Here is a 17881-nt window from a genome sequence, read left to right as displayed (position 1 = left end):
TCAGAAAGCCGGGCGGTCGTTGAGTATGCGCTGGAACAGCCGGTGGTCCTGCCACTTGCCGTCGATCTCCAGATAGCGCGGCGCGAGGCCGTAGGGCTCGAAGCCGCACTTGAGCAGGACGCGCTGCGAGGCGGCGTTGTCGAGCACCGTCGCGGCCGCGATCCTGTGCAGGTCCAGGTCCTGGTCGGCCATCCTGCACACCTCCACGACGGCCCTGCTGGCCAGGCCGCGGCCGGTGTAGCGGGCGTCGATCCAGTAGCCGAGGTCGGCGCTGAGCCACGGCCCGCGGACGATGGTGTTGAGCGTCATGCGCCCGACGATCTCGTCGCCGTCGGCCAGCACCCACGGCACCGTCCGGCCCGCCGCCTGCTGCTCCAGCACGTCCTCGAGCCGGCGGGCCTGCCCGCGCAGCGTGAAGAACTCCTCGGGCCGGCGCGGCTCCCATGGCCTCAGGTGGTCGCGGTTGCGGACATAAGCACGGAGCATTGCTTCGGCGTCCTGCTTGGTGGCCAGGCGCAGGACGACGTCGTCGATCAGGGACACGGCTTCGATCACCGTCCCACGATAGTGGGCTAGGCGGTGCGGCCGATCGCCTCTGTGACCGATTTCAGGCCGTGGCGGCGTACGCGCTTGGCGAGCCGGCGGTGGATGCGAGCGGCCCAGAACGGGCCGCCGTAGATCCAGCCCGTGTAGCCCTGGACCAGGGTCGCGCCCGCCAGGAGGCGCTCCCAGACGTCGTCCTCGTCCTCCACCCCACCGGCCGACACCAGCGTGAGGCGGTCGCCGACCCGCGCGCGCAGGCGGCGCAGCACCTCCAGCGAGCGGCCCTTGAGTGGTCGTCCTGACAGGCCGCCGGTCTCGCCGCCGTGCTTGATCGTGGTGTTGGTCGCGATGATCCCGTCCAGGCCCAGCTCCAGGGCCAGGTCGGCGACCGCGTCCACGTCCTCGTCGGCGAGGTCGGGGGCGATCTTCACCAGCAGCGGAGTGCGGCGGGGCGTGTTGTCCGCGACCTCCTTGACCGCGGTGAGCAGCGGACGCAGCAGCGACACGGCCTGCAGGTTGCGCAGCCCGGGCGTGTTGGGCGAGCTGACGTTGACGACCAGGTAGTCGGCCAGCGGGGCCAGCTGCTTGGCGCTGGTCACGTAGTCGGCCGCGGCCTCGGACTCGGGGACCACCTTGGTCTTGCCGATGTTCACCCCGACCACGACGGGCAGGCCCCGCGTGCGGCGCAGTCGGCGGGCGGCCGCCGCGGCGCCGGCGTTGTTGAAGCCCATCCTGTTGATCACGGCGCGCTCTTTGACGAGGCGGAACAGGCGCGGGCGCGGGTTGCCAGGCTGCGCGTGGGCGGTGATGGTGCCGACCTCGACGTGCCCGAAGCCGAGCGCCGCGATCGCCTCCGCGCAGGCGGCGTCCTTGTCGAAACCGGCGGCCAGCCCCAGCGGGCCGGGGAAGTGCACGCCGAACGCGGTCACGCGCAGGACCGGGTCGTGCGGCGCGAGCGCACGGTGCAGCAGCCGCTTGAGCAGCGGCAGCCGCGCGAGGAGCGCGAGAGCGCTCACCGTCAGATGGTGCACGGCCTCGGCGTCGAAACGCCGCAAGACCTGCGTGAACACGAGGCGATACATCACGGGTCAGGCTACCAAGCCGGCCTCGTGGGCGATGATCGCGGCCTGGACGCGGTTGCGTACGTCGAGCCGGGTGAGGATGGCGCTCACGTACGCCTTCACGGTGCCCTCCACGATGTGCATCCTGCGCGCGATCTCGGCATTGGACAGCCCGGCGCCGAGCAGGGCGAGCACCTCGCGTTCGCGCTCGGTGAGCGCCTCGATGCGGTCGCGCGCCCGCGCGCCCCTGGCCATTCTGCCGCCGGAGAGCTGCGCGATGACCCGCTGCGCGACCTTGGGCGACAGGTAAGCCGCCCCTTCGGCCACCGCGTGGATCCCGGCGATCAGCTCGCGCGGGTCGCCCGACTTGAGCAGGAAACCCGCGGCGCTGACGTCGAGCGCCTTGGCGATGTAGTCGTCCTCCCCGAATGTGGTGAGCATCACCACGGCCGTCTCCGGGGCGACCCTGCGGATCTCGGCCGCGGCGCCGAGCCCGTCGAGCCTCGGCATGCGGATGTCGAGCAGCGCCACGTCCGGGTGGTGGCCGATGGCCAGGTCGACGGCCTGCCTGCCGTCGCCCGCCTCGGCGACCACGTCGAGCGACGGGTCGGTCGTGAGGATCGCGCGCACCCCGGCACGGATCATGGCTTCGTCGTCGGCGAGGAGGATACGGATCACGCCTCTATAGTGGCCGACATGGCGCAGGTGAAAATGTACGGCCGCCGGGACGTGTGGTCCGGGCGGCAGCGGGAGATTTCGGACCTGGTGCAGTCGTGCCTGGTGAGCGCGTGGGGGTTGCCCGAGGACAAGCGGTTCCACCGGTTCCTGCTGCTGGACGCCGACGACTTCGTGTGCCCGCAGCGGAGCGAGCACTACCTGATCCTTGAGGTGGTCTGCTTCACCGGGCGGACCGACGACGCCAAGCGGGCGCTGATCCGGGAGCTCTACGACAAGTGGCCGCACGACCCCGAAGACCTCGAGATCACCATCATCGAGATGCCCAAGGTCAACTGGGGAATTCGTGGTGTTCCCGCTGATGAGCTCACCCTGTCGTACAAGGTGGAGGTCTAGCGAAGAGGTGAGTTCGGGCGGACGGTATGGTCCGACTCATGAGCACTCACTATGACGTCGTCGTTCTCGGCGCGGGTCCGGGAGGCTACACGGCCGCGGTCCGCGCCGCCCAGCTCGGGCTGCGCGCCGCGGTCGTCGAGGAGAAATACTGGGGAGGCGTCTGCCTGAACGTCGGCTGCATCCCCTCCAAGGCGCTGCTGCGCAACGCCGAGCTGGCCCACATCTTCCACAACGAGGCCAAGACCTTCGGCATCAGCGGCGAGGTCACCTTCGACTACGGAGCGGCCTTCCAGCGCAGCCGCAAGGTGGCCGACGGGCGGGTCAAGGGCGTTCACTACCTGATGAAGAAGAACGCCATCACGGAGTACGACGGCCGCGGCACGTTCCTGGACGCGAACACCATCCAGGTGAACGGCGAGACGATCACGTTCTCCCACTGCATCATCGCGGCCGGCGCGACCACTCGGTTGATCCCGGGCACGCAGTTGTCCGAGCGGGTGGTGACGTACGAGGAGCAGATCCTCACCGAGGAGCTGCCGGGCAGCATCATCATCGCGGGCGCCGGCGCCATCGGGGTGGAGTTCGCGTACGTGCTGCACAACTACGGCGTCAAGGTGACGATCGTGGAGTTCCTGGACCGGGTCGTGCCTCTGGAGGACGAGGAGGTCTCGGCGGAGCTGGCCAAGCGCTACAAGCGGCTCGGCATCGAGGTGATGACCTCGACCCGGGTGGACGGCATCGAGGACACCGGCGCCTCCGTCAAGGTCACCGTCACCAAGAACGGCCAGCAGCAGGTGCTCGAGGCGGACAAGGTCCTGCAGGCCATCGGGTTCCAGCCGCGCGTGGACGGCTACGGCCTGGAGAAGACCGGCGTGGCGCTGACCGACCGCGGCGCGATCGCGGTGGATGGGCGCCTCCGGACGAACGTGCCGCACATCTTCGCCATCGGCGACGTCACCGCCAAGCTGATGCTGGCGCACGCCGCGGAGTCCATGGGCATCATCGCCGCCGAGACGATCGCGGGTGCGGAGACCATGGAGCTGGACTATGTGATGATCCCGCGGGCGACGTACTGCCAGCCGCAGGTGGCCAGCTTCGGCTACACCGAGACGCAGGCCCGCGACCTGGGCTACGACGTGAAGGTCGCGAAGTTCCCGTTCACCGCGAACGGCAAGGCGCACGGCCTGGGCGACGCCGCCGGGTTCGTCAAGATCATCAGCGATGACACGCACGGCGAGCTGCTCGGCGCCCACCTGATCGGGCCCGAGGTCACGGAGCTGCTGCCGGAGCTGACCCTGGCCCAGCAGTGGGACCTGACGGTGCACGAGGTGGCGCGCAACGTCCACGCGCACCCGACGCTCGGCGAGGCGGTCAAGGAGGCGATCCACGGCCTGGCCGGCCACATGATCAACATGTGATCGGGGCTCAGGGGCGCGCGGCCCCCGGCGTGCGTCGCGGGTCTCCGGCGGCGAGCTCCGAGTCGAGCGTCTGGCCGGCGGCGATCGCTTCACGCAGGCTTCCGGTCAGGGCGTCGGCCTGGTCGATCAGGTGACGCAGACCCTCCGTGTCGCCGGTCTGGGCCAGCAGGTCCCGATACCGTTCATTGCTCTTCTGGAGTTCCTGCACGCGCAGCGCCGCGTCCGCCTCCCGGACGCGGCTCGCGTACGCCTCCAGCTCCCGCACCCGCCCCGCGACCGCCGCCACCGACAGGTCGAGCGCTTCCCGCTGGGCCTCCAGCACGGCGGCCAGCTCGGGTGTCATCACCTCGGCCAGCGCCGCAGCCTGCTCGGCGCGCAGCTCGGTGTGGGTACGCAGGAGGCAGGCGATCTCCCACAGCCGTTCGGGCAGCACGACGTCGTTGGCGATGGCGTCGAGGAGGCCCAGCCGGTGCACCCGGGAGCCGGACACGTCCATGACGGCCTGCCGCGCCCTGGCCAGCAGGCCGAGCGCGGCGCCGTCCAGCGTGGCCGGGATGACGTAGCGGCCGGCGTACGCCGAAGGCTGGCGGTGTCCGATGCCGGGCGGGGCCACGCCGGCCAAGAGCATCGTGATGATCAGGACCATCACGGCCGACAGCGCGGCCGCCTCGTGGTCGGTCCGGTAGGCCGCCGCGGTGAACAGGGCTCCCCCCGCGCCGGTGACGACCGCGCCGGCCCGGAAGAGCCACCGGACCCATGGCGGCGGGTCGCGGTCAGGCGACCCGACCAGCGGCGACGACGCGTTGAGGAGGCGCGAGCGGTCCCGCGGGGCAAGCGTGGGATCCACGATCGGCTCATCCATCCAGTCGCCCATGGGCGGCACCTCCGTCGGGGGGACACCGGGGCAGGCCGCGCTCCCCAGGCACGACCCGCGACGCCCTTCGAGCACACCGCGCCAGCACCGGCCGATCCACCAGGCGGGTGTGCGAATGTCGTGAAGATGTCGTGCAGCTATTCTTGGAGGCCGTGTCCCGACTTCCCGAGTTGTACGTCGCTGTCGACGTGGAGGCCGACGGGCCCATTCCCGGCCCGTACAGCATGCTCTCCCTGGGCATGGCCGTGGCCGGGCGGGCGGATCTGACGTTCTACACGGAGCTGCGGCCGATCTCCGACGAGTTCGTGCCCGAGGCGCTGGCCGTCTCCGGGCTCGACCGCGACCGCCTGCTGCGTGAGGCACCTCCGCCGGAGGAGGCGATGGCGGCGGCCGCCCGGTGGGTGAACGGGCTGCGGACGATCGGGCGGCCCGTGTTCCTGGCGGCGCCCGCGGTGTGGGACGGCATGTTCGTGCACTGGTACTTCACGCGGTTCACTGGCAGGAGCCCGTTCGGCGCGACCGGGTCCGGAGTCGATCTGCGGAGCTACTGGATGGGCCTGACCGGCCGCGAGTGGGCCGGGACCCGCAGCGGGGACATCAAGCGTGAGCTGGGCCTCGCGGGGCTGCCCCACACGCATCACGCCGGAGAGGACGCGGCCGAGCTGGCCCAGATCTTCGAGCAGGTCCTGCGGCGTGCGACCGGCTGAGCGAGGTTCTTACCAGTTCTTCAGAATGCGTACAGGAACTTCTGAATCAGCCGGGTAAGGGTCAGTGGCATGACCTCAACCTCGGAGCGGGCGCCAGGCCGCCGCAGGCTCGCCCAAACAGGCACGATCTCGCTGCGTCTCGGACTCTTGGCACTGGTCGCGATCGGCATCGCGGGCGCCGTCTTCGAGCTCGCCTTCGAACGCCACTGGGGGAACCTGACCCAGCTGATCCCCTGGGCGGCGCTCGCGCTCCTCACGCTCGCCCTGGTCATGCTCGCCTACGGCGACTCCCCGCGCACAGTCACCGTGGTCCGCGTCCTGGCCGCGGTCGTGCTGCTCACGGCGGCGTACGGCGTCTTCGTGCACATCTCGGTCAACTACGGCGCGGGTGGGTCCGACGCCGAGTGGAGCACGCTCTCGCCGCTCAGCCAGTGGTGGTACGCGGCCACCAAGACCGTCGGCTTCGCCCCGCCGCTCGCGCCCGGCATGCTCGCCCAGAGCGCGCTCATGCTCCTGCTGGCCTCCCTGACGTCGAAGAGGCGGGAACTCGGCGCCTGACCACGCCTGGTCAGCTCGCCGCAGGACTAACGCGGCCGGAAGGGCGCGATGATCTCGCGTACCTCCTGTGCGGCGCCCTGGCCGTTGTCGTCGTGGGCGATGTCGCTCAGCAGCTCGCGGAGGTGGAAGACCCGCAGGCGCTCCCGCCAGCCGTCGGCCAGGGGCGCCGCCTCGGCGTACGCGGCGAAGAAACGGTCGGAGGCCGGCGGGCGTGGCCCGCACCAGAGCATGCTCAGGTCGGCCTCGGCCCAGCTGTAGGAGACGGCGGGGTCGATCAGCGCGGGGCCGCCCGCGCGGTCGGCCAGGATGTTCTCGCGCCACAGGTCGCCGTGCGTCAGCACCGGCCGCTGGGGCGGCAGGAGGTCGGGTAGCGCCGCGCAGAGCCGTTCGAGCGATCGGCGCTCCTCGCTGTCGAAGGCGGCCTCCACCAGCGGCTCCGGGAGCCAGCGCAGGATGCGGCGCTGGGCGAAGAAGGCGTGCCCGTCCTCGTCCCAGGTGTTGTCCTGACGCAGCCGCCCGAGCCAGCCGTCCCGGTGCCAGCCGAATCGCTCACCGGCGACGGTGTGCACGGCGGCGACCGTACGGGCGAGCTCTTCCCAGAACCGCTCGTCGTCGTCCTGACGCGGACGCAGCGGCTCCAGGACGAGCAGGTCGGGTGTCACCGCCAGCACTTCGGGGGCGGCGGCACCGGCGCCGCGCAACACCCGCAGCCCCTCGGCCTCGATCTCGAAGAGATCGGCCCCGGCGCCGTTCAGCGTCTTCGCGAACACCCGGGAGCCGTCCCGCAGGGTGGCCATGCCTGCCATGGCCACCACCCCGCCGGGCGCCGGGTCGGCGGCGACGGCGTCGAATCCGGCTGCGCGCAGCCGGGTGAGAAGCTGATCCATCAGTTCGGCTCCCGGTAGACGAGCAGGTATCGCCAGAAGAGCAACCGCCGGATGGTCGCCCCGGGCAGTAACGTGGCCGCCTCCTTCCGGATCTCCTCCAACGACATCTCGGGGCGCATGACCGGCGCCCGCGTGCCCTCCGCCCGCCCCCGAGGCCCCGCGGCGGCGACGGCGAGCCGAGTGGCCGCGTTGACTGGAATGGCGGCCAGGCTCCACGCGTAGTCCACGGCCGACCGCTCCGGATAGCAGCCCAGGATGGCCAGCACGCCTCCGGGCGCGAGCGCGTCACGCAGCTTGGCTACGGTGCCGAACGGCACGTGGTGGATGCTCGCCAGGCAGGAGATGTAGTCGTAGCGGCCCTCTGGCAGCTCCATCTCGGTGATGTCGGCGTGGTGGAAACGCGGACCCCCGCCTTCGGCTTCGGCGGCCTCGATCACCTCCGCCGCCGGGTCCACGGCGTCGACCTGGATCCCGAGGCTCGCGAGCCGCCGCGCGAACCGGCCGGTCCCGCAGCCGACGTCCAGCGCGGTCCGGCAACCCTTCGGCACCCGGCGCAGGAGCGTGCGATGGTAGTGATCGTTGTGGTTGAAAGGCATGCTGTCCTTTCATTCGTCCGGCTCGAGGATGATCACAGCCTCACCTGATGTACGTCAACCGGCGCAGAAGGGCCTCGGCCGGTCCCCGGTGCCCACGCGGTGCCAGCAGCGCGGCGAGCACCACGGTGGCGAGCCACGTGAGCACGGCGATCCCGGAGGCCGCGGCGTCGCCGACACGAGCGCCGAGTCCTCCGGCGTACGGGGCGAACACCACGACGAAGATCACCGATTGCAGCAGGTAGCAGGTCAGCGACCACTGCCCGCACGCGGCCAGGGCGTTGATCACCGGGGACCGGCGCCGCCCCGTCGCCAGCCCGACGATGGCCGCGTACGCGAGCCCGCCGGCGATGCCGGTCACGCTGTGCAGCGCGTACGCCGACACGGAGATCGCCACTGACGGCGTCCAGGCCTGTGTGTCGATCAGCATCAACGGCACCCCGCCTGCGACCGACACGCCCGCCCCGATGACGGCGATCCGGGAGAGCGACGCCCGGTGCGCACCCGGTTCGTCCAGCAACCGGCGGCGCGCCGCCCAGATCCCGAAGAGGAAGGCCGGCACAACGCTCACCGCGAAGTACGTGGGCGTCATCGCGGCCCACCCGATCACCCGCATCACCATCGCCGCGACCGGTTCGGCCATCGCCGCCGGCGTGTCCCCCCTGGGGGCGGAGACGGTGAGCAGCCCGAACCCGACGAGTACGACGACATGCAGGACCAGCCCGGCAACGGCGGCCCGCACCACGGCCCGGTCGTCGCGCCGTACGAACCCGATGAGCAGGAGCCCGACCAGCCCGTACGCGCCCAGGATGTCGCCGAAGAACAGCAGCAGCGCGTGGCAGAACCCGAACGCCAGCAGCCACAAGCTCCGGCGGCGTAACACCCGCCGCGCCTGCGCCCAGCTCTTGCCCGCGGCGAGCTGCCTGTTCGCCAGGCGGGCGAGACCGTAGCCGAACAGGGCGGCGAACATGGGCAACGCGCGCCCGTCCACCAGCAGGATCTGGACCCCGGCGACCAGCCGGTCCACGGGACCGCCGTCGAGGGCGTAGCCGCGGAAGCCGGTCTGGTGGCCGGACAGGTACATGTGCGCGTGCGCCACCGCGATGAGCAGCAGCATCAGCCCCCGGGCGAGATCGGGGGCGAGAGAGCGCCGATCGAGCGGCACAGCGCCTGGAGGCGGAGCAGATGGGGCGATGGACATGACTCATCCCTCGAGAATTAGATACACGAATGTAGCTTATGGACTCACGGTAAGCTACAGCCGTGTACCTAAGCAAGCGGGGTCGAGGATGAGCGAGCACAACGCCCGGACCCGCCGCCGCGGCGAAGAGCTGATCAACGCCATCCACACCGCGGTGCTGGAAGAGGTGGCCGAGGTCGGGGTCGCGCGGCTGACCATGGACGGGATCGGCAAGCGAGCGGCGACGCCCCGCACCACGCTGTACCGGCGCTGGTCCGACCCGATCGAGGTGCTCCTGGACGCGCTCTACCACCTGCACCCGGTCGAGGAGCCGACGCCCGGCGCCGACGACCTGCGCGGAGACCTGGTCCGCGCCCTCCGGCTCATGGTCGACTGGGCGCTCAGCCCGGCAGGCCGCGCGGTCGCGTCGATACTCACCGACCCCAAGGGCTCTCCGCGGGTGAGCCAGGCGCTGTTCGAGCAGGTTTTCGCCAACCGGGGCGGCACGTTCACGAGCACCGTGCTCCGCCACTACGCCGAACGCGGCCACTTCCCCGCAGAGCTGCTGACGCCGGTCGTGGCCGACATCGGCGAGGCCCTCGTCACCAAGCGCCTGATCGACACCGGGACGCCGCCGAACGACGCCGACCTGGAAGCCATCGTCGACCAGGCCATCCTGCCCGCCATCGGACTCGGCCCGCGCCCCGCCTCTTAAGTGGCCCCTTAAGCGTGGATCGAGCTGAAACCCGCGTCACTCCGGCCCCCGGCGGTGAAAGTTTCAGGTCCGGTTGACGGTCGTGGCGCCATGACCTCATGATCATGCTGCCTCCTGGTCAGGAGGGGGCGTCGAGTGGTGACCGCTATCCATGGCGAGGAGCGCCGATGCCGAAGACCCTGTTACGAGCCGCGTCCGTGATCCTGTTGTCGCTGACCGCCTTGTCCGCCCCCGCGGCGTACGCCGACGACGAGGTCACCCCTGTCGCGGTGACCGTCAACGCCCGCGCCGCACTCGCCACCGTCCCCCAGACGGGCATCGGCACCAACCATGCGATCTGGGACACGAACCTGGGCACCAACGAGACCGCCGACCTGCTCAAGGACATGGGCACGAAGGTCCTGCGGTATCCGGGTGGCTCCTACTCCGACATTTACCACTGGGCCGACCACACCGCCCCCGGCGGATATGTAGCGCCCAACACCGACTTCGACACGTTCATGAGCGGTGTGCACCGGACCGGAGCCCAGGCGATGGTGACCGCCAACTACGGCACGGGGACCGCCGAGGAGGCCGCGGCCTGGGTGCGGCATGCCAACGTCACCAAGGGCTACGGCATCAAGTACTGGGAGATCGGCAACGAGAACTACGGCAACGGCCATTACGGCTCCGCCTGGGAGGCGGACAATCATGCCGACAAGAGCCCGGCCGAGTACGCCCGCCACGTCGTGGCCTACTCCGACGCCATGAAGGCGGTCGACCCGACCATCAAGATCGGCGCCGTGCTGACCACCTCGGCCAACTGGCCCGACGGGCTCGTCGGCGAAGGGGACGCCGGAACCTGGAACAAGGTCGTCCTGTCCATGGCGGGCCCGAAGATCGACTTCGTGATCCTGCACTGGTATCCGGGCGCCCTGGACAAGACCGGCCACGTACCCGACATGATCCACCTCACCCGCGAGCAGATCGCCAAGTACGCCGGACCCGGGTCGGAGCGGATCGGCATCGCGATGACCGAGTTCAACACCGGCAGCAGCAGTGCCGGCACGACCACCCAGCCCGGCGCCCTGGCCGCCGCCGACGCGTACGCGACGCTGCTGGCGAACGGGGTGTTCACGGTCGACTGGTGGAACGTCCACAACGGCATCGGCCCCGTCACGCAGGTCGAAGGCCACACCGACTACGGCGACTTCGGCCTGCTGTCGAGCGCGACGTGCACCTCCGACAACTCGGTCTGCGAGCCGCCGCTGAACACGCCCTTCGCGCCGTACTACGCGCTGCAGATGATGAGCAAGTTCGCCCGCCCAGGGGACCAGTTCGTCCGCGCCGCGACCGACCAGCCGAAGGTCACCGCCCACGCCGCCCGCCGTCCCAACGGCGACCTGGCGGTCATGCTGATCAACACCTCGTCCGACACGTCGTACCCGATCACGCTCGACTACTCCGGCTTCCGCCCGGCGTCGGGTGCGGCCACCGTACTGACCCACACCAACGGCGCCACGAGCATCACCACCTCGACCGCGGAAAGCCCGGCGCTGCCCCCGCTCTCCCTCACCACGCTCGTCCTGCGCCCCGCCTCGTCCCAGACCGGTCTCCCGGCCGCCCCAGGTCAGCCGGCCGCCTCGAACATCACGGACAAGACCGCCACGATCTCCTGGCCCGCCGCCTCCCCCGGCGCTCGCCCGATCGCCAAGTACGAGATCCACCGCCAGAACGCAGCCATCAGCGAACAACTCGGCGAGACGACCGGCACGTCGTTCACCGTGCACAACCTCAAGCCGGGCACCCGTTACACGGTCAACGTGATCGCCCGTGACAGCGGCGGCGGCGTTTCCTGGTCCTCCCCACCGCTGACCTTCACCACGAGCACTCCCGCCACGAGCTCCTGCACCGTGAAGCTCACCAACCAGACCGACTGGGCCAGCGGCTACGTCGGCGCCATCGAGATCACCAACAACGGTGCGCCGATCAACGGCTGGACTCTGAACTTCACCTGGCCGAGGCCATGGCAGAGCCTCGGCAGCGGCTGGAGCGCCGTCTGGACGCAGACCGGGTCGGACGTCAAGGTCGTGAACGAGTCCGGCAACGGCTCCCTCGCCACGGGCGCGTCGACCACGATCGGATTCGTCGGCAATTACAGCGGCCCGAACGTCCTGCCCACGGTCTTCACCCTCAACGGAACCGTCTGCGGGGGCGCCTAGCCAACACGCGGCCCGGCCGGCTGGCCGGGCCGCGATCACAAGATGACCCGCCCGGCGAGCTTGCCACCGTTCGACGGCACAGCCAGGCAGTACGACGTCCTGGACCTCGGCCAATCCTCCGCCGCCGGGACGAGCACGCCGATCTTGACCTCGTCTCTCCTTGACGGCACGTACCGCATCCTGGGCCGGCACCCGTCCCGGCTCAGCCGCCGCACCTCGGCGACCCCCGGCCATGGGCCTTCGGGAACCACGTACGTGGTGGCGAACTCCGCCGCATGCGGCACCGTACAGGGCACCACCGTCACGATGAGGTCCATGGGCAGCGGTTCGATGCAGTCACCTGGCCGCAGTCCGGTGGCGTGAAATCGCTTCGCGGCGGGGTGCACGGTCTGCCCCGCAGGGACGGGCGGAGGCACCCCGGTGGAGGACGCCGTCTCACCGGAACCGGCGAAGGACGCGCCGCAGCCGACCAGTGCGCCCGCCAGGCACACGACCGCGAATGGGTGACGGATCACGAGGCCAGACGATGGCAGCCGCAGATCGCGATTTTGTCTCCGGCACAAATCGAGTCCGTCCCGGCGAGCAGGAGTGGCTGAACCAGGTGCCCGCTCACGGAGGCCACAGCCGGCGGTCCCGCCCTGACCTCGCCACTATCGTGCGCAGTGGTGTTCGATTGGCGAAAAATATGCTTTGAGGTATAACAGCGGGCATATCCGCATTTGCGCGGAGCTTTGCTACAGAGGGAACGGTCCATAGGTGAGCGCTGAACCTGCCGGCCTCCGCTTCTCCGTCTTGGGCCCACTGGCGGTAACCCACGCGGGCAAACCACTCGACCTCGGGGGCACCCGCGTCAAAGCCCTGCTGGCGACACTCCTCATCGCGCAGGGCAAGGTGGTGACCACCGATCGCATCATCGACGCGGTATGGGGAGAACAGGCTCCGAACAGTGCCGTGGCCACCCTGTATTCGTACATCACCAGGCTGAGAAAGACCTTGGAACCAGACCGGCTCCCCCGCGCGGCCACGGGCCTGCTCGACCGCCAGGGTCCGGGCTACGTCCTGCGCGTCAGGCCGGAAGCGGTGGACTCGGAACGCTTCGCCGCTCTGGCCGAGCGCGGCGCGAGGCTGCTGCCCGACGATCCACCGGCGGCGGCGGAGAGCCTCTCGACCGCGCTCGCGCTGTGGCGCGGCCCCGCGTATGCCGATCTCGGCAACTCCCAGGTGGCCAACGCCGAGATCGCCCGCCTGGACAACGCCCGGCTGGCCGCCCGCCAGGACCACGCGGCGGCCCGCCTCTCCATGGGCGCGACCGTCCAGGCGGTGGGCGAACTCGAGTCACTGGTCCGCGAGCACCCGCTGGCCGAGCGGTCCTGGGAGCTGCTCGCGCTCGCCCTGTACCGGAGCGGCCGCCAGGGAGACGCCCTGGCCGCACTCCGCTCGGCACGCGAGCAACTGATCGAGGAGCTCGGCGTGGACCCCGGCCCTTCACTGCGCGCCGTGGAGGCGGCGGTGCTCCGGCAGGACCCCGCCCTGGACTGGCGGGCTCCGAAGGAGGCGGCGGCGATCATCGAGCCCGCCGAGCCGAAGGAGCCTGCCCGCCCGCGGCTTCCGGCGCCGCTGACCCGTCTCATCGGGCGTGATGCCGCCGTGGCCGCGGTGAAGGACCTGCTCACCGCGCATCGGCTGGTGACGATCACCGGTCCCGGCGGCGCCGGCAAGAGCCGCCTGGCTCTGGAGATCGCCCGCGAGCACCAGGACGGAGACGGCCCCTGGTTGGCCCTCCTCGCCGACGTGACAGACGCCGGGCTGCTGCCGGCCGCGGTCGGCGCGGCGATGGGCACGGCCATCACGGGCAGCACCGACCATCTCGCCGCGTCGATCGGCGACCGGGAGATGCTGCTGGTCCTCGACAACTGCGAGCATCTGGTCGACGCGGTCGCGCCACTGGCGGAGACGCTGCTGTCCCTCTGTCCCGGCCTGCGGCTCCTCGCCACGAGCCGGGAGCAGCTGGCCGTCACGGGCGAGGCGACCTGGGACCTGCCGCCGCTGGACCCCGATGGGGCGGCCGCCGAGCTTTTCACGGAGCGGTCCCTCGCGGTCCGTCCCGGCCGGCAACCACGGTACGACGAACGGCAGCTGATCTCCCGGATCTGCCGGGAGCTGGACGGCCTCCCCCTGGCCATCGAGCTCGCGGCGGCCCAGACCCGCGTCCTGTCCCTGGAACAGATCGCCGACGGGCTCCACGATCGGTTCGCCTTGCTGGCCACCGGCTCCCGTACCGCCCCGGAGCGCCATCGAAGCCTGGAAGCGGCCATCACGTCGAGCGTGCGCCTGCTCACCGCGCCCGAGAGGGAGCTGCTCGGCTGCCTGAGCCTCTTCGAGGGCGGCTTCGACCTGGAGGCGGCCGAGCGGGTGGCGGGGCCTCCGGCGGTGCTGCACAGACTGGGTGGCCTCGTCGCCAAATCGCTGGTCACCGTGGACGGCGCCGCCGCGCCCCGGCGTTACCGGATGCTGGAGTCCATACGGCAGTACGCCCTTCGCACGCTGTCCGGCGACGAACGGGCCCGCTGGGCCGGCCGCCATCTCGCGTGGGCGGTCGAGCTGGCCGAGACGGCCGAACGGCGCCTGCGCACCTTCGACGGGGAGCTGTGGCTGCGCAGGCTCCGGCACGAGCAGGCGAACACACGTGCCGCGCTGAGCCACGCCCTGGCCACGGGCGACGGGGACTCCGCGCTGCGCATCGCCAGCGCGCTGTCGTGGTTCTGGTATCGCAACGGCGACGTGCACGAAGGCATCGCGCGACTGTCGGAGGCCCTCGACCGCGCAGGCGCCGACCACCCCGGGCGAGGGCAGGCGCTGATCGGGCGGGCGTTGCTCCGCTACCTGGCAGGCGACCCGTTCGCCGGGAACGACGACGTCGTGCTGGCACTGCGGGAGGCCGAGGCCATCGGCGACGTCGAGGTCATGGCCCGCGCCCTGCCGTACCGGGCGTACTTCCTCCAGCTCAGCGGCGACCCGGACCAGGCGCAGCGCACGCTCGCCGCGGGCTGGACGCATGTACGGGCGGCGGGGCTGCCATGGGTCGAGGCCGAGCTGATGATGGTGCGCGGACAGATCACCAGGGTGGCCGGCGATCCGCTGCTCGCCGCCGGGCAGCTCGTGCAGGCCGCCGACATCGCCGAGGCCTGCGGCCACGACTGGGCGTACTGCTCGTCGGGCTGGATCGGGGCGAAGGTCGCCATGGACCTGGGCGACACCGGCCGGGCGGTCCAGCAGGCGGCCCGGCTGGTCGTGCACCTGGACCGCGTGCAGGACGTGACCTCCTGGCTGGCCTGTGCCCACGTGCTCGCCGGCGCCCTCGGCATGGCCGGCCGGGCGGCGGACGGCGCGATGCTCCTGGGCACGGTCTCGGCCATCGGCTCCCGGGTGGGCTACTCCCCCGAGCTCATGGACCCGCTGGACGGCCCCCGGAACGTGGCCGCCGTGCGCACCGCCCTCTCGCCGGAGGTGTACGAGGAGGCGACGGCCATGGGGGCGAGCCTCACGAAGCAGGACGCCACCGCCATGGCGCGCCGCCTCATCGTGACCACCCCGGGCGACGACGGCCGGCAGACGGTCCTGCGCAACGACTACTCCTGACGGAACGTACGGCGGAGGGCGAGTGAGTCCTGGTTCTGCGCGACTGCTGCGATGAGATCGTCAAGATCACACTCGACGGAAGCATTGATGACGGGTTTGAAGTCATGGATCCTCGCCGCGGTCTCAGCGAAGTCTGAGGGGGAGAAGCTCCACCCCTCGATGCTGCTCCAGCCTGCCTGAACGATGGCTTGGCTTCCGCCCGGCGACGAGACGCGCAACCAGGCCGTGCATTGGTCCGAGAAATCGAAGGGCAGAAAGACGGTGCCTCCGGTGGCCCGCACCCGCTGAAGGTGCTCGCCCCACTGGTCGAGGAGGCGCACGAGCCCATCCGCGACGTCCTGACCTGCCTGTGCGGACTCGTCGATGGCTAGATAGTACGAATCGCAGACATGCCGATAAGTGCCCAGTCGCAGGATTAAGTCGCCATGGACATCACGATCAGTCGTGCGCTCCAAGCGCAGCGAGACGTTGTTCATCGTGAAGACTCCAACCTGTCAGACCTGAAGCGTCATTCCCCACACGTCGCGGCGCACCACCTATGGAGCCGGACAACCTCCGATGTCGGCGCGGATGCCCTAGAACGCCTGGGCGCCCAAGCGTTCACGCTCAGCGAGAAACTCATCGAGCAATTCAAAGAGAACCTCGATGATCCGAGATTCCTCTTCCGGCGTCAGATCCCCCCTGATTCCGGCCGTCGGGTAGGCGATAAGGCGCACCTGCCCATGCCAGGCGAGGCTACATTCCTGGCCCCGCCGAGCCACCAGCCATTCTCGCCACCCTTGCAGGCCTGGGCCTCCATGGCGCCGCGCATGCTCGTCGTAGCCGTCCAGGAACCCTTCGATCCCGGCAAGCTTCGAGCCGACTACGAACATGCCCAGCCGCTTGGCCACGTGAGCGAAGTACTCACGCTCCGTCATCCCCGCCAGATCCGCCGTCACCCACCCATTCTGGATACGAGTGGCTCTCCATGTCCGCCCAAGGGCCATATCGTCCGTTCACGTCCAGCTGGCCATGGTCCGCTGCGCGTACTGTCCCAAGGCAGGACCGCGTGAACTGCCAGCTCTCCGATGCCTCGCGAGGTGCCGGCCACATTGCCGGTCCTGTAGGCCATGATCAGTAACACACGTGTACCTGCGTTGTTCAAGGAGTGGCAGGAGGACACGGTCAACGCCGCCCTACGAGAGATCATTGATCGACGAAGGCGGGCGGCGGCCGTGACCCGCATGCGCGCGATGGTCGCAGAGGGTGAGATCGACTTCTCCGTCATCGATAAGGGCGACAACGCACACCAAGGCGTGGCGTGACGGAGCTGTATCTCATCGATACCAGCGCCTTGGTCCGCTTCTACCGCGGTCAGGTCGGCGCTGAATGGGATCAGATGGTTTGTGCCGGACTCGTCGGTATCTGCGAGCCGGTCGCCACCCTTGATCAGCCCCGAAGTCGGACCCGAGTCCCCGCTCGATCGTGAAGCCAAGCGGCGCCTTGCCATCATCGGCCACTGACCATGGCGCTGGGCGATCCGGGGCCGCTGGTCGAGGCGGTCACCTGAGCCGTGCTGACCGTGCTCATGCTCAAGACCGCCCGCAGCCGACAGCCTGCGGCCATGCAGGCCACCAGCTGAACAGCACCGGCTCGTGTCAGTACATCTTCGTGGTGGAGCGCTGAATGACGGCGGGGGCCAGACGGACGCCGTTGGCCGTGACCCGGTGGCCGCGGGTGTCGGTAACCCGTACGGCGAAGGGGCCCTGGCCCGCGCCGGACTGGGCGATCCAGTAGTTGTAGTCGGCCCGGGCCAGCTTGCGCCACGCGCCGCCGGCGGCCTTCACCTCGACCGAGGCGAGCGGATTGCCGTGGTCGATGACCAGCAGGGCCAGCCACCACTGCGACGAGCCCTCCTTGACGCGGAAGGAGAGCGGTCTGCCGACTCGCGGGTTGCCGACCGGGCGGTAGCTGACCACCGCTGTGCCCTTGCCGGGGTCCACGACGCGGGCGAAGGCCGTGCGGCTCAGGTCGATGTGCCCCGCCGGGCACTCCGGGCACTGGTCGACGACCTTAACCCGGACGGTGCCCTTCGGCCCGGTGACGTTCAGGTAGCCGCCGCAGGCGGCCGCGGCGGCGTACTCGCGCGGAGAGAGCGCGACGTAGAGGTTGTCGGCGGGAGGCGACGGATATGAGCAGTTACCGCCCCCGGACTGGAGTTCGTACAAGGTGGCTTTCCCTCTGGTCGCCTTGCCTACGACCGGCTTCGCGGGCGCGCGGGTGGCTGCGGCGCTCTCGCCGCTCCGGGCGGATTTCGCCAGGGCAGGTGCGGGGAGGAGCGAGGTCGCCGTGAGCGCGGCGGCGAGGACGAAGGGTAAGCGTCGCATCCAGGGGTTCCTCTCGTGCGGGATGGATGCGACAGTAGCGAAATCGGTACATCTCAGTACGGTAAAGC

At 70.2% G+C, this 17881-nt stretch carries 19 protein-coding genes; 8 read left to right on the top strand and 11 right to left on the bottom strand.

Going from position 1 to position 17881, the window contains the following annotated elements; genetic code table 11:
- The 3 genes from OHA25_RS11870 to OHA25_RS11860 are packed head-to-tail and all read right to left on the bottom strand — an operon-like array spanning nucleotide 1 to nucleotide 2282.
- A complete protein-coding gene (locus tag OHA25_RS11870) occupies nucleotides 1-555 on the bottom strand; it encodes a GNAT family N-acetyltransferase (RefSeq protein ID WP_327587618.1) in 555 nt (184 codons plus the stop codon).
- Between the two features lie 17 nt (nucleotides 556-572).
- Nucleotides 573-1625 (bottom strand): quinone-dependent dihydroorotate dehydrogenase, encoded by a 1053-nt coding sequence (locus OHA25_RS11865; RefSeq protein ID WP_327587617.1) that lies wholly within the window; start codon nucleotides 1623-1625, stop codon nucleotides 573-575.
- A gap of 6 nt (nucleotides 1626-1631) precedes the next feature.
- The gene (locus OHA25_RS11860) at nucleotides 1632-2282 is read right to left on the bottom strand and encodes a response regulator transcription factor (RefSeq protein WP_327587616.1); all 651 of its coding nucleotides are present in this window, start codon (nucleotides 2280-2282) and stop codon (nucleotides 1632-1634) included.
- An 18-nt stretch (nucleotides 2283-2300) separates the two neighbouring features.
- Between OHA25_RS11860 and OHA25_RS11855 the strand changes: the two genes are divergently transcribed.
- Both OHA25_RS11855 and lpdA read left to right on the top strand, forming a co-directional pair.
- Nucleotides 2301-2675, top strand: coding sequence for a tautomerase family protein (locus OHA25_RS11855; protein WP_327587615.1), 375 nt, complete (start codon nucleotides 2301-2303; stop codon nucleotides 2673-2675).
- 38 nt (nucleotides 2676-2713) lie between these two features.
- The gene (gene lpdA / locus OHA25_RS11850) at nucleotides 2714-4093 is read left to right on the top strand and encodes a dihydrolipoyl dehydrogenase (RefSeq protein ID WP_305923202.1); all 1380 of its coding nucleotides are present in this window, start codon (nucleotides 2714-2716) and stop codon (nucleotides 4091-4093) included.
- Nucleotides 4094-4100: 7 nt separating this feature from the next.
- Here lpdA and OHA25_RS11845 read toward each other — a convergent pair whose 3' ends face one another.
- Nucleotides 4101-4967, bottom strand: a complete 867-nt coding sequence (locus OHA25_RS11845) for a hypothetical protein (RefSeq protein WP_327587614.1) — start codon at nucleotides 4965-4967, stop codon at nucleotides 4101-4103.
- A gap of 152 nt (nucleotides 4968-5119) precedes the next feature.
- On the opposite strand from OHA25_RS11845, the gene OHA25_RS11840 reads away from it, so the two are divergent.
- The gene (locus OHA25_RS11840; protein WP_327587613.1) at nucleotides 5120-5674 is read left to right on the top strand and encodes an exonuclease; all 555 of its coding nucleotides are present in this window, start codon (nucleotides 5120-5122) and stop codon (nucleotides 5672-5674) included.
- 69 nt (nucleotides 5675-5743) lie between these two features.
- Nucleotides 5744-6232, top strand: a complete 489-nt coding sequence (locus OHA25_RS11835; RefSeq protein ID WP_327587612.1) for a hypothetical protein — start codon at nucleotides 5744-5746, stop codon at nucleotides 6230-6232.
- Nucleotides 6233-6258: 26 nt separating this feature from the next.
- Here the strand turns inward: OHA25_RS11835 and OHA25_RS11830 are convergent, their stop codons facing one another.
- From OHA25_RS11830 to OHA25_RS11820, 3 genes are read right to left on the bottom strand one after another with little or no spacing between them, the layout of a single operon-like run.
- Nucleotides 6259-7119, bottom strand: a complete 861-nt coding sequence (locus OHA25_RS11830; RefSeq protein ID WP_327587611.1) for a fructosamine kinase family protein — start codon at nucleotides 7117-7119, stop codon at nucleotides 6259-6261.
- The gene (locus OHA25_RS11825; RefSeq protein ID WP_327587610.1) at nucleotides 7119-7715 is read right to left on the bottom strand and encodes a class I SAM-dependent methyltransferase; all 597 of its coding nucleotides are present in this window, start codon (nucleotides 7713-7715) and stop codon (nucleotides 7119-7121) included. Before OHA25_RS11825 ends, OHA25_RS11830 begins: the two co-directional genes overlap by 1 nt.
- 40 nt (nucleotides 7716-7755) lie before the next feature.
- Nucleotides 7756-8913: a DUF418 domain-containing protein gene (locus OHA25_RS11820; RefSeq protein ID WP_327587609.1), complete on the bottom strand. Its 1158-nt coding sequence runs from the start codon at nucleotides 8911-8913 to the stop codon at nucleotides 7756-7758.
- An 88-nt stretch (nucleotides 8914-9001) separates the two neighbouring features.
- Here OHA25_RS11820 and OHA25_RS11815 point away from each other — a divergent pair, with 88 nt between their 5' ends.
- Nucleotides 9002-9607, top strand: a complete 606-nt coding sequence (locus OHA25_RS11815) for a TetR/AcrR family transcriptional regulator (RefSeq protein ID WP_327587608.1) — start codon at nucleotides 9002-9004, stop codon at nucleotides 9605-9607.
- Nucleotides 9608-9774: 167 nt separating this feature from the next.
- Entirely contained in the window at nucleotides 9775-11808 is a 2034-nt protein-coding gene (locus OHA25_RS11810; protein WP_327587607.1) for a cellulose binding domain-containing protein, read from the top strand.
- Between the two features lie 35 nt (nucleotides 11809-11843).
- Here the strand turns inward: OHA25_RS11810 and OHA25_RS11805 are convergent, their stop codons facing one another.
- Nucleotides 11844-12323 (bottom strand): hypothetical protein, encoded by a 480-nt coding sequence (locus tag OHA25_RS11805; RefSeq protein ID WP_327587606.1) that lies wholly within the window; start codon nucleotides 12321-12323, stop codon nucleotides 11844-11846.
- Between the two features lie 241 nt (nucleotides 12324-12564).
- Between OHA25_RS11805 and OHA25_RS11800 the strand changes: the two genes are divergently transcribed.
- Nucleotides 12565-15447: a BTAD domain-containing putative transcriptional regulator gene (locus OHA25_RS11800; RefSeq protein WP_327587605.1), complete on the top strand. Its 2883-nt coding sequence runs from the start codon at nucleotides 12565-12567 to the stop codon at nucleotides 15445-15447.
- On the opposite strand, the gene OHA25_RS11795 is transcribed toward OHA25_RS11800, so the two are convergent.
- Nucleotides 15438-15923: a hypothetical protein gene (locus tag OHA25_RS11795; protein ID WP_327587604.1), complete on the bottom strand. Its 486-nt coding sequence runs from the start codon at nucleotides 15921-15923 to the stop codon at nucleotides 15438-15440. The two genes, OHA25_RS11800 and OHA25_RS11795, sit on opposite strands and share 10 nt — an antisense overlap.
- Before the next feature lie 99 nt (nucleotides 15924-16022).
- Nucleotides 16023-16385 (bottom strand): hypothetical protein, encoded by a 363-nt coding sequence (locus tag OHA25_RS11790; RefSeq protein ID WP_327587603.1) that lies wholly within the window; start codon nucleotides 16383-16385, stop codon nucleotides 16023-16025.
- Between the two features lie 171 nt (nucleotides 16386-16556).
- Between OHA25_RS11790 and OHA25_RS11785 the strand changes: the two genes are divergently transcribed.
- Nucleotides 16557-16751 carry a hypothetical protein gene (locus OHA25_RS11785; RefSeq protein ID WP_327587602.1) on the top strand — a complete coding sequence of 65 codons (195 nt, stop codon included), beginning with the start codon at nucleotides 16557-16559 and terminating at the stop codon, nucleotides 16749-16751.
- 333 nt (nucleotides 16752-17084) lie between these two features.
- Here the strand turns inward: OHA25_RS11785 and OHA25_RS11780 are convergent, their stop codons facing one another.
- The gene (locus OHA25_RS11780) at nucleotides 17085-17813 is read right to left on the bottom strand and encodes an expansin EXLX1 family cellulose-binding protein (protein ID WP_327587601.1); all 729 of its coding nucleotides are present in this window, start codon (nucleotides 17811-17813) and stop codon (nucleotides 17085-17087) included.
- Nucleotides 17814-17881: the final 68 nt, after the last annotated feature.

This window comes from Nonomuraea sp. NBC_00507, assembly GCF_036013525.1.
Classification (GTDB): domain Bacteria; phylum Actinomycetota; class Actinomycetes; order Streptosporangiales; family Streptosporangiaceae; genus Nonomuraea.
This window is presented reverse-complemented; position numbering and strand designations above follow the sequence as displayed.

Bases quoted from the DNA above. Each gene is read 5' to 3' on its own strand.
- OHA25_RS11855 (WP_327587615.1), top strand. From the start codon at position 2,301: ATGGCGCAGGTGAAAATGTACGGCCGCCGGGACGTGTGGTCCGGGCGG.
- OHA25_RS11795 (WP_327587604.1), bottom strand. From the start codon at position 15,923: ATGAACAACGTCTCGCTGCGCTTGGAGCGCACGACTGATCGTGATGTC.
- OHA25_RS11845 (WP_327587614.1), bottom strand. From the start codon at position 4,967: ATGGGCGACTGGATGGATGAGCCGATCGTGGATCCCACGCTTGCCCCG.
- OHA25_RS11825 (WP_327587610.1), bottom strand. From the start codon at position 7,715: ATGCCTTTCAACCACAACGATCACTACCATCGCACGCTCCTGCGCCGG.
- OHA25_RS11865 (WP_327587617.1), bottom strand. From the start codon at position 1,625: ATGTATCGCCTCGTGTTCACGCAGGTCTTGCGGCGTTTCGACGCCGAG.
- OHA25_RS11810 (WP_327587607.1), top strand. From the start codon at position 9,775: ATGCCGAAGACCCTGTTACGAGCCGCGTCCGTGATCCTGTTGTCGCTG.
- OHA25_RS11785 (WP_327587602.1), top strand. From the start codon at position 16,557: ATGATCAGTAACACACGTGTACCTGCGTTGTTCAAGGAGTGGCAGGAG.
- OHA25_RS11830 (WP_327587611.1), bottom strand. From the start codon at position 7,119: ATGGATCAGCTTCTCACCCGGCTGCGCGCAGCCGGATTCGACGCCGTC.
- OHA25_RS11780 (WP_327587601.1), bottom strand. From the start codon at position 17,813: ATGCGACGCTTACCCTTCGTCCTCGCCGCCGCGCTCACGGCGACCTCG.
- OHA25_RS11815 (WP_327587608.1), top strand. From the start codon at position 9,002: ATGAGCGAGCACAACGCCCGGACCCGCCGCCGCGGCGAAGAGCTGATC.
- OHA25_RS11835 (WP_327587612.1), top strand. From the start codon at position 5,744: ATGACCTCAACCTCGGAGCGGGCGCCAGGCCGCCGCAGGCTCGCCCAA.
- lpdA (WP_305923202.1), top strand. From the start codon at position 2,714: ATGAGCACTCACTATGACGTCGTCGTTCTCGGCGCGGGTCCGGGAGGC.
- OHA25_RS11820 (WP_327587609.1), bottom strand. From the start codon at position 8,913: ATGTCCATCGCCCCATCTGCTCCGCCTCCAGGCGCTGTGCCGCTCGAT.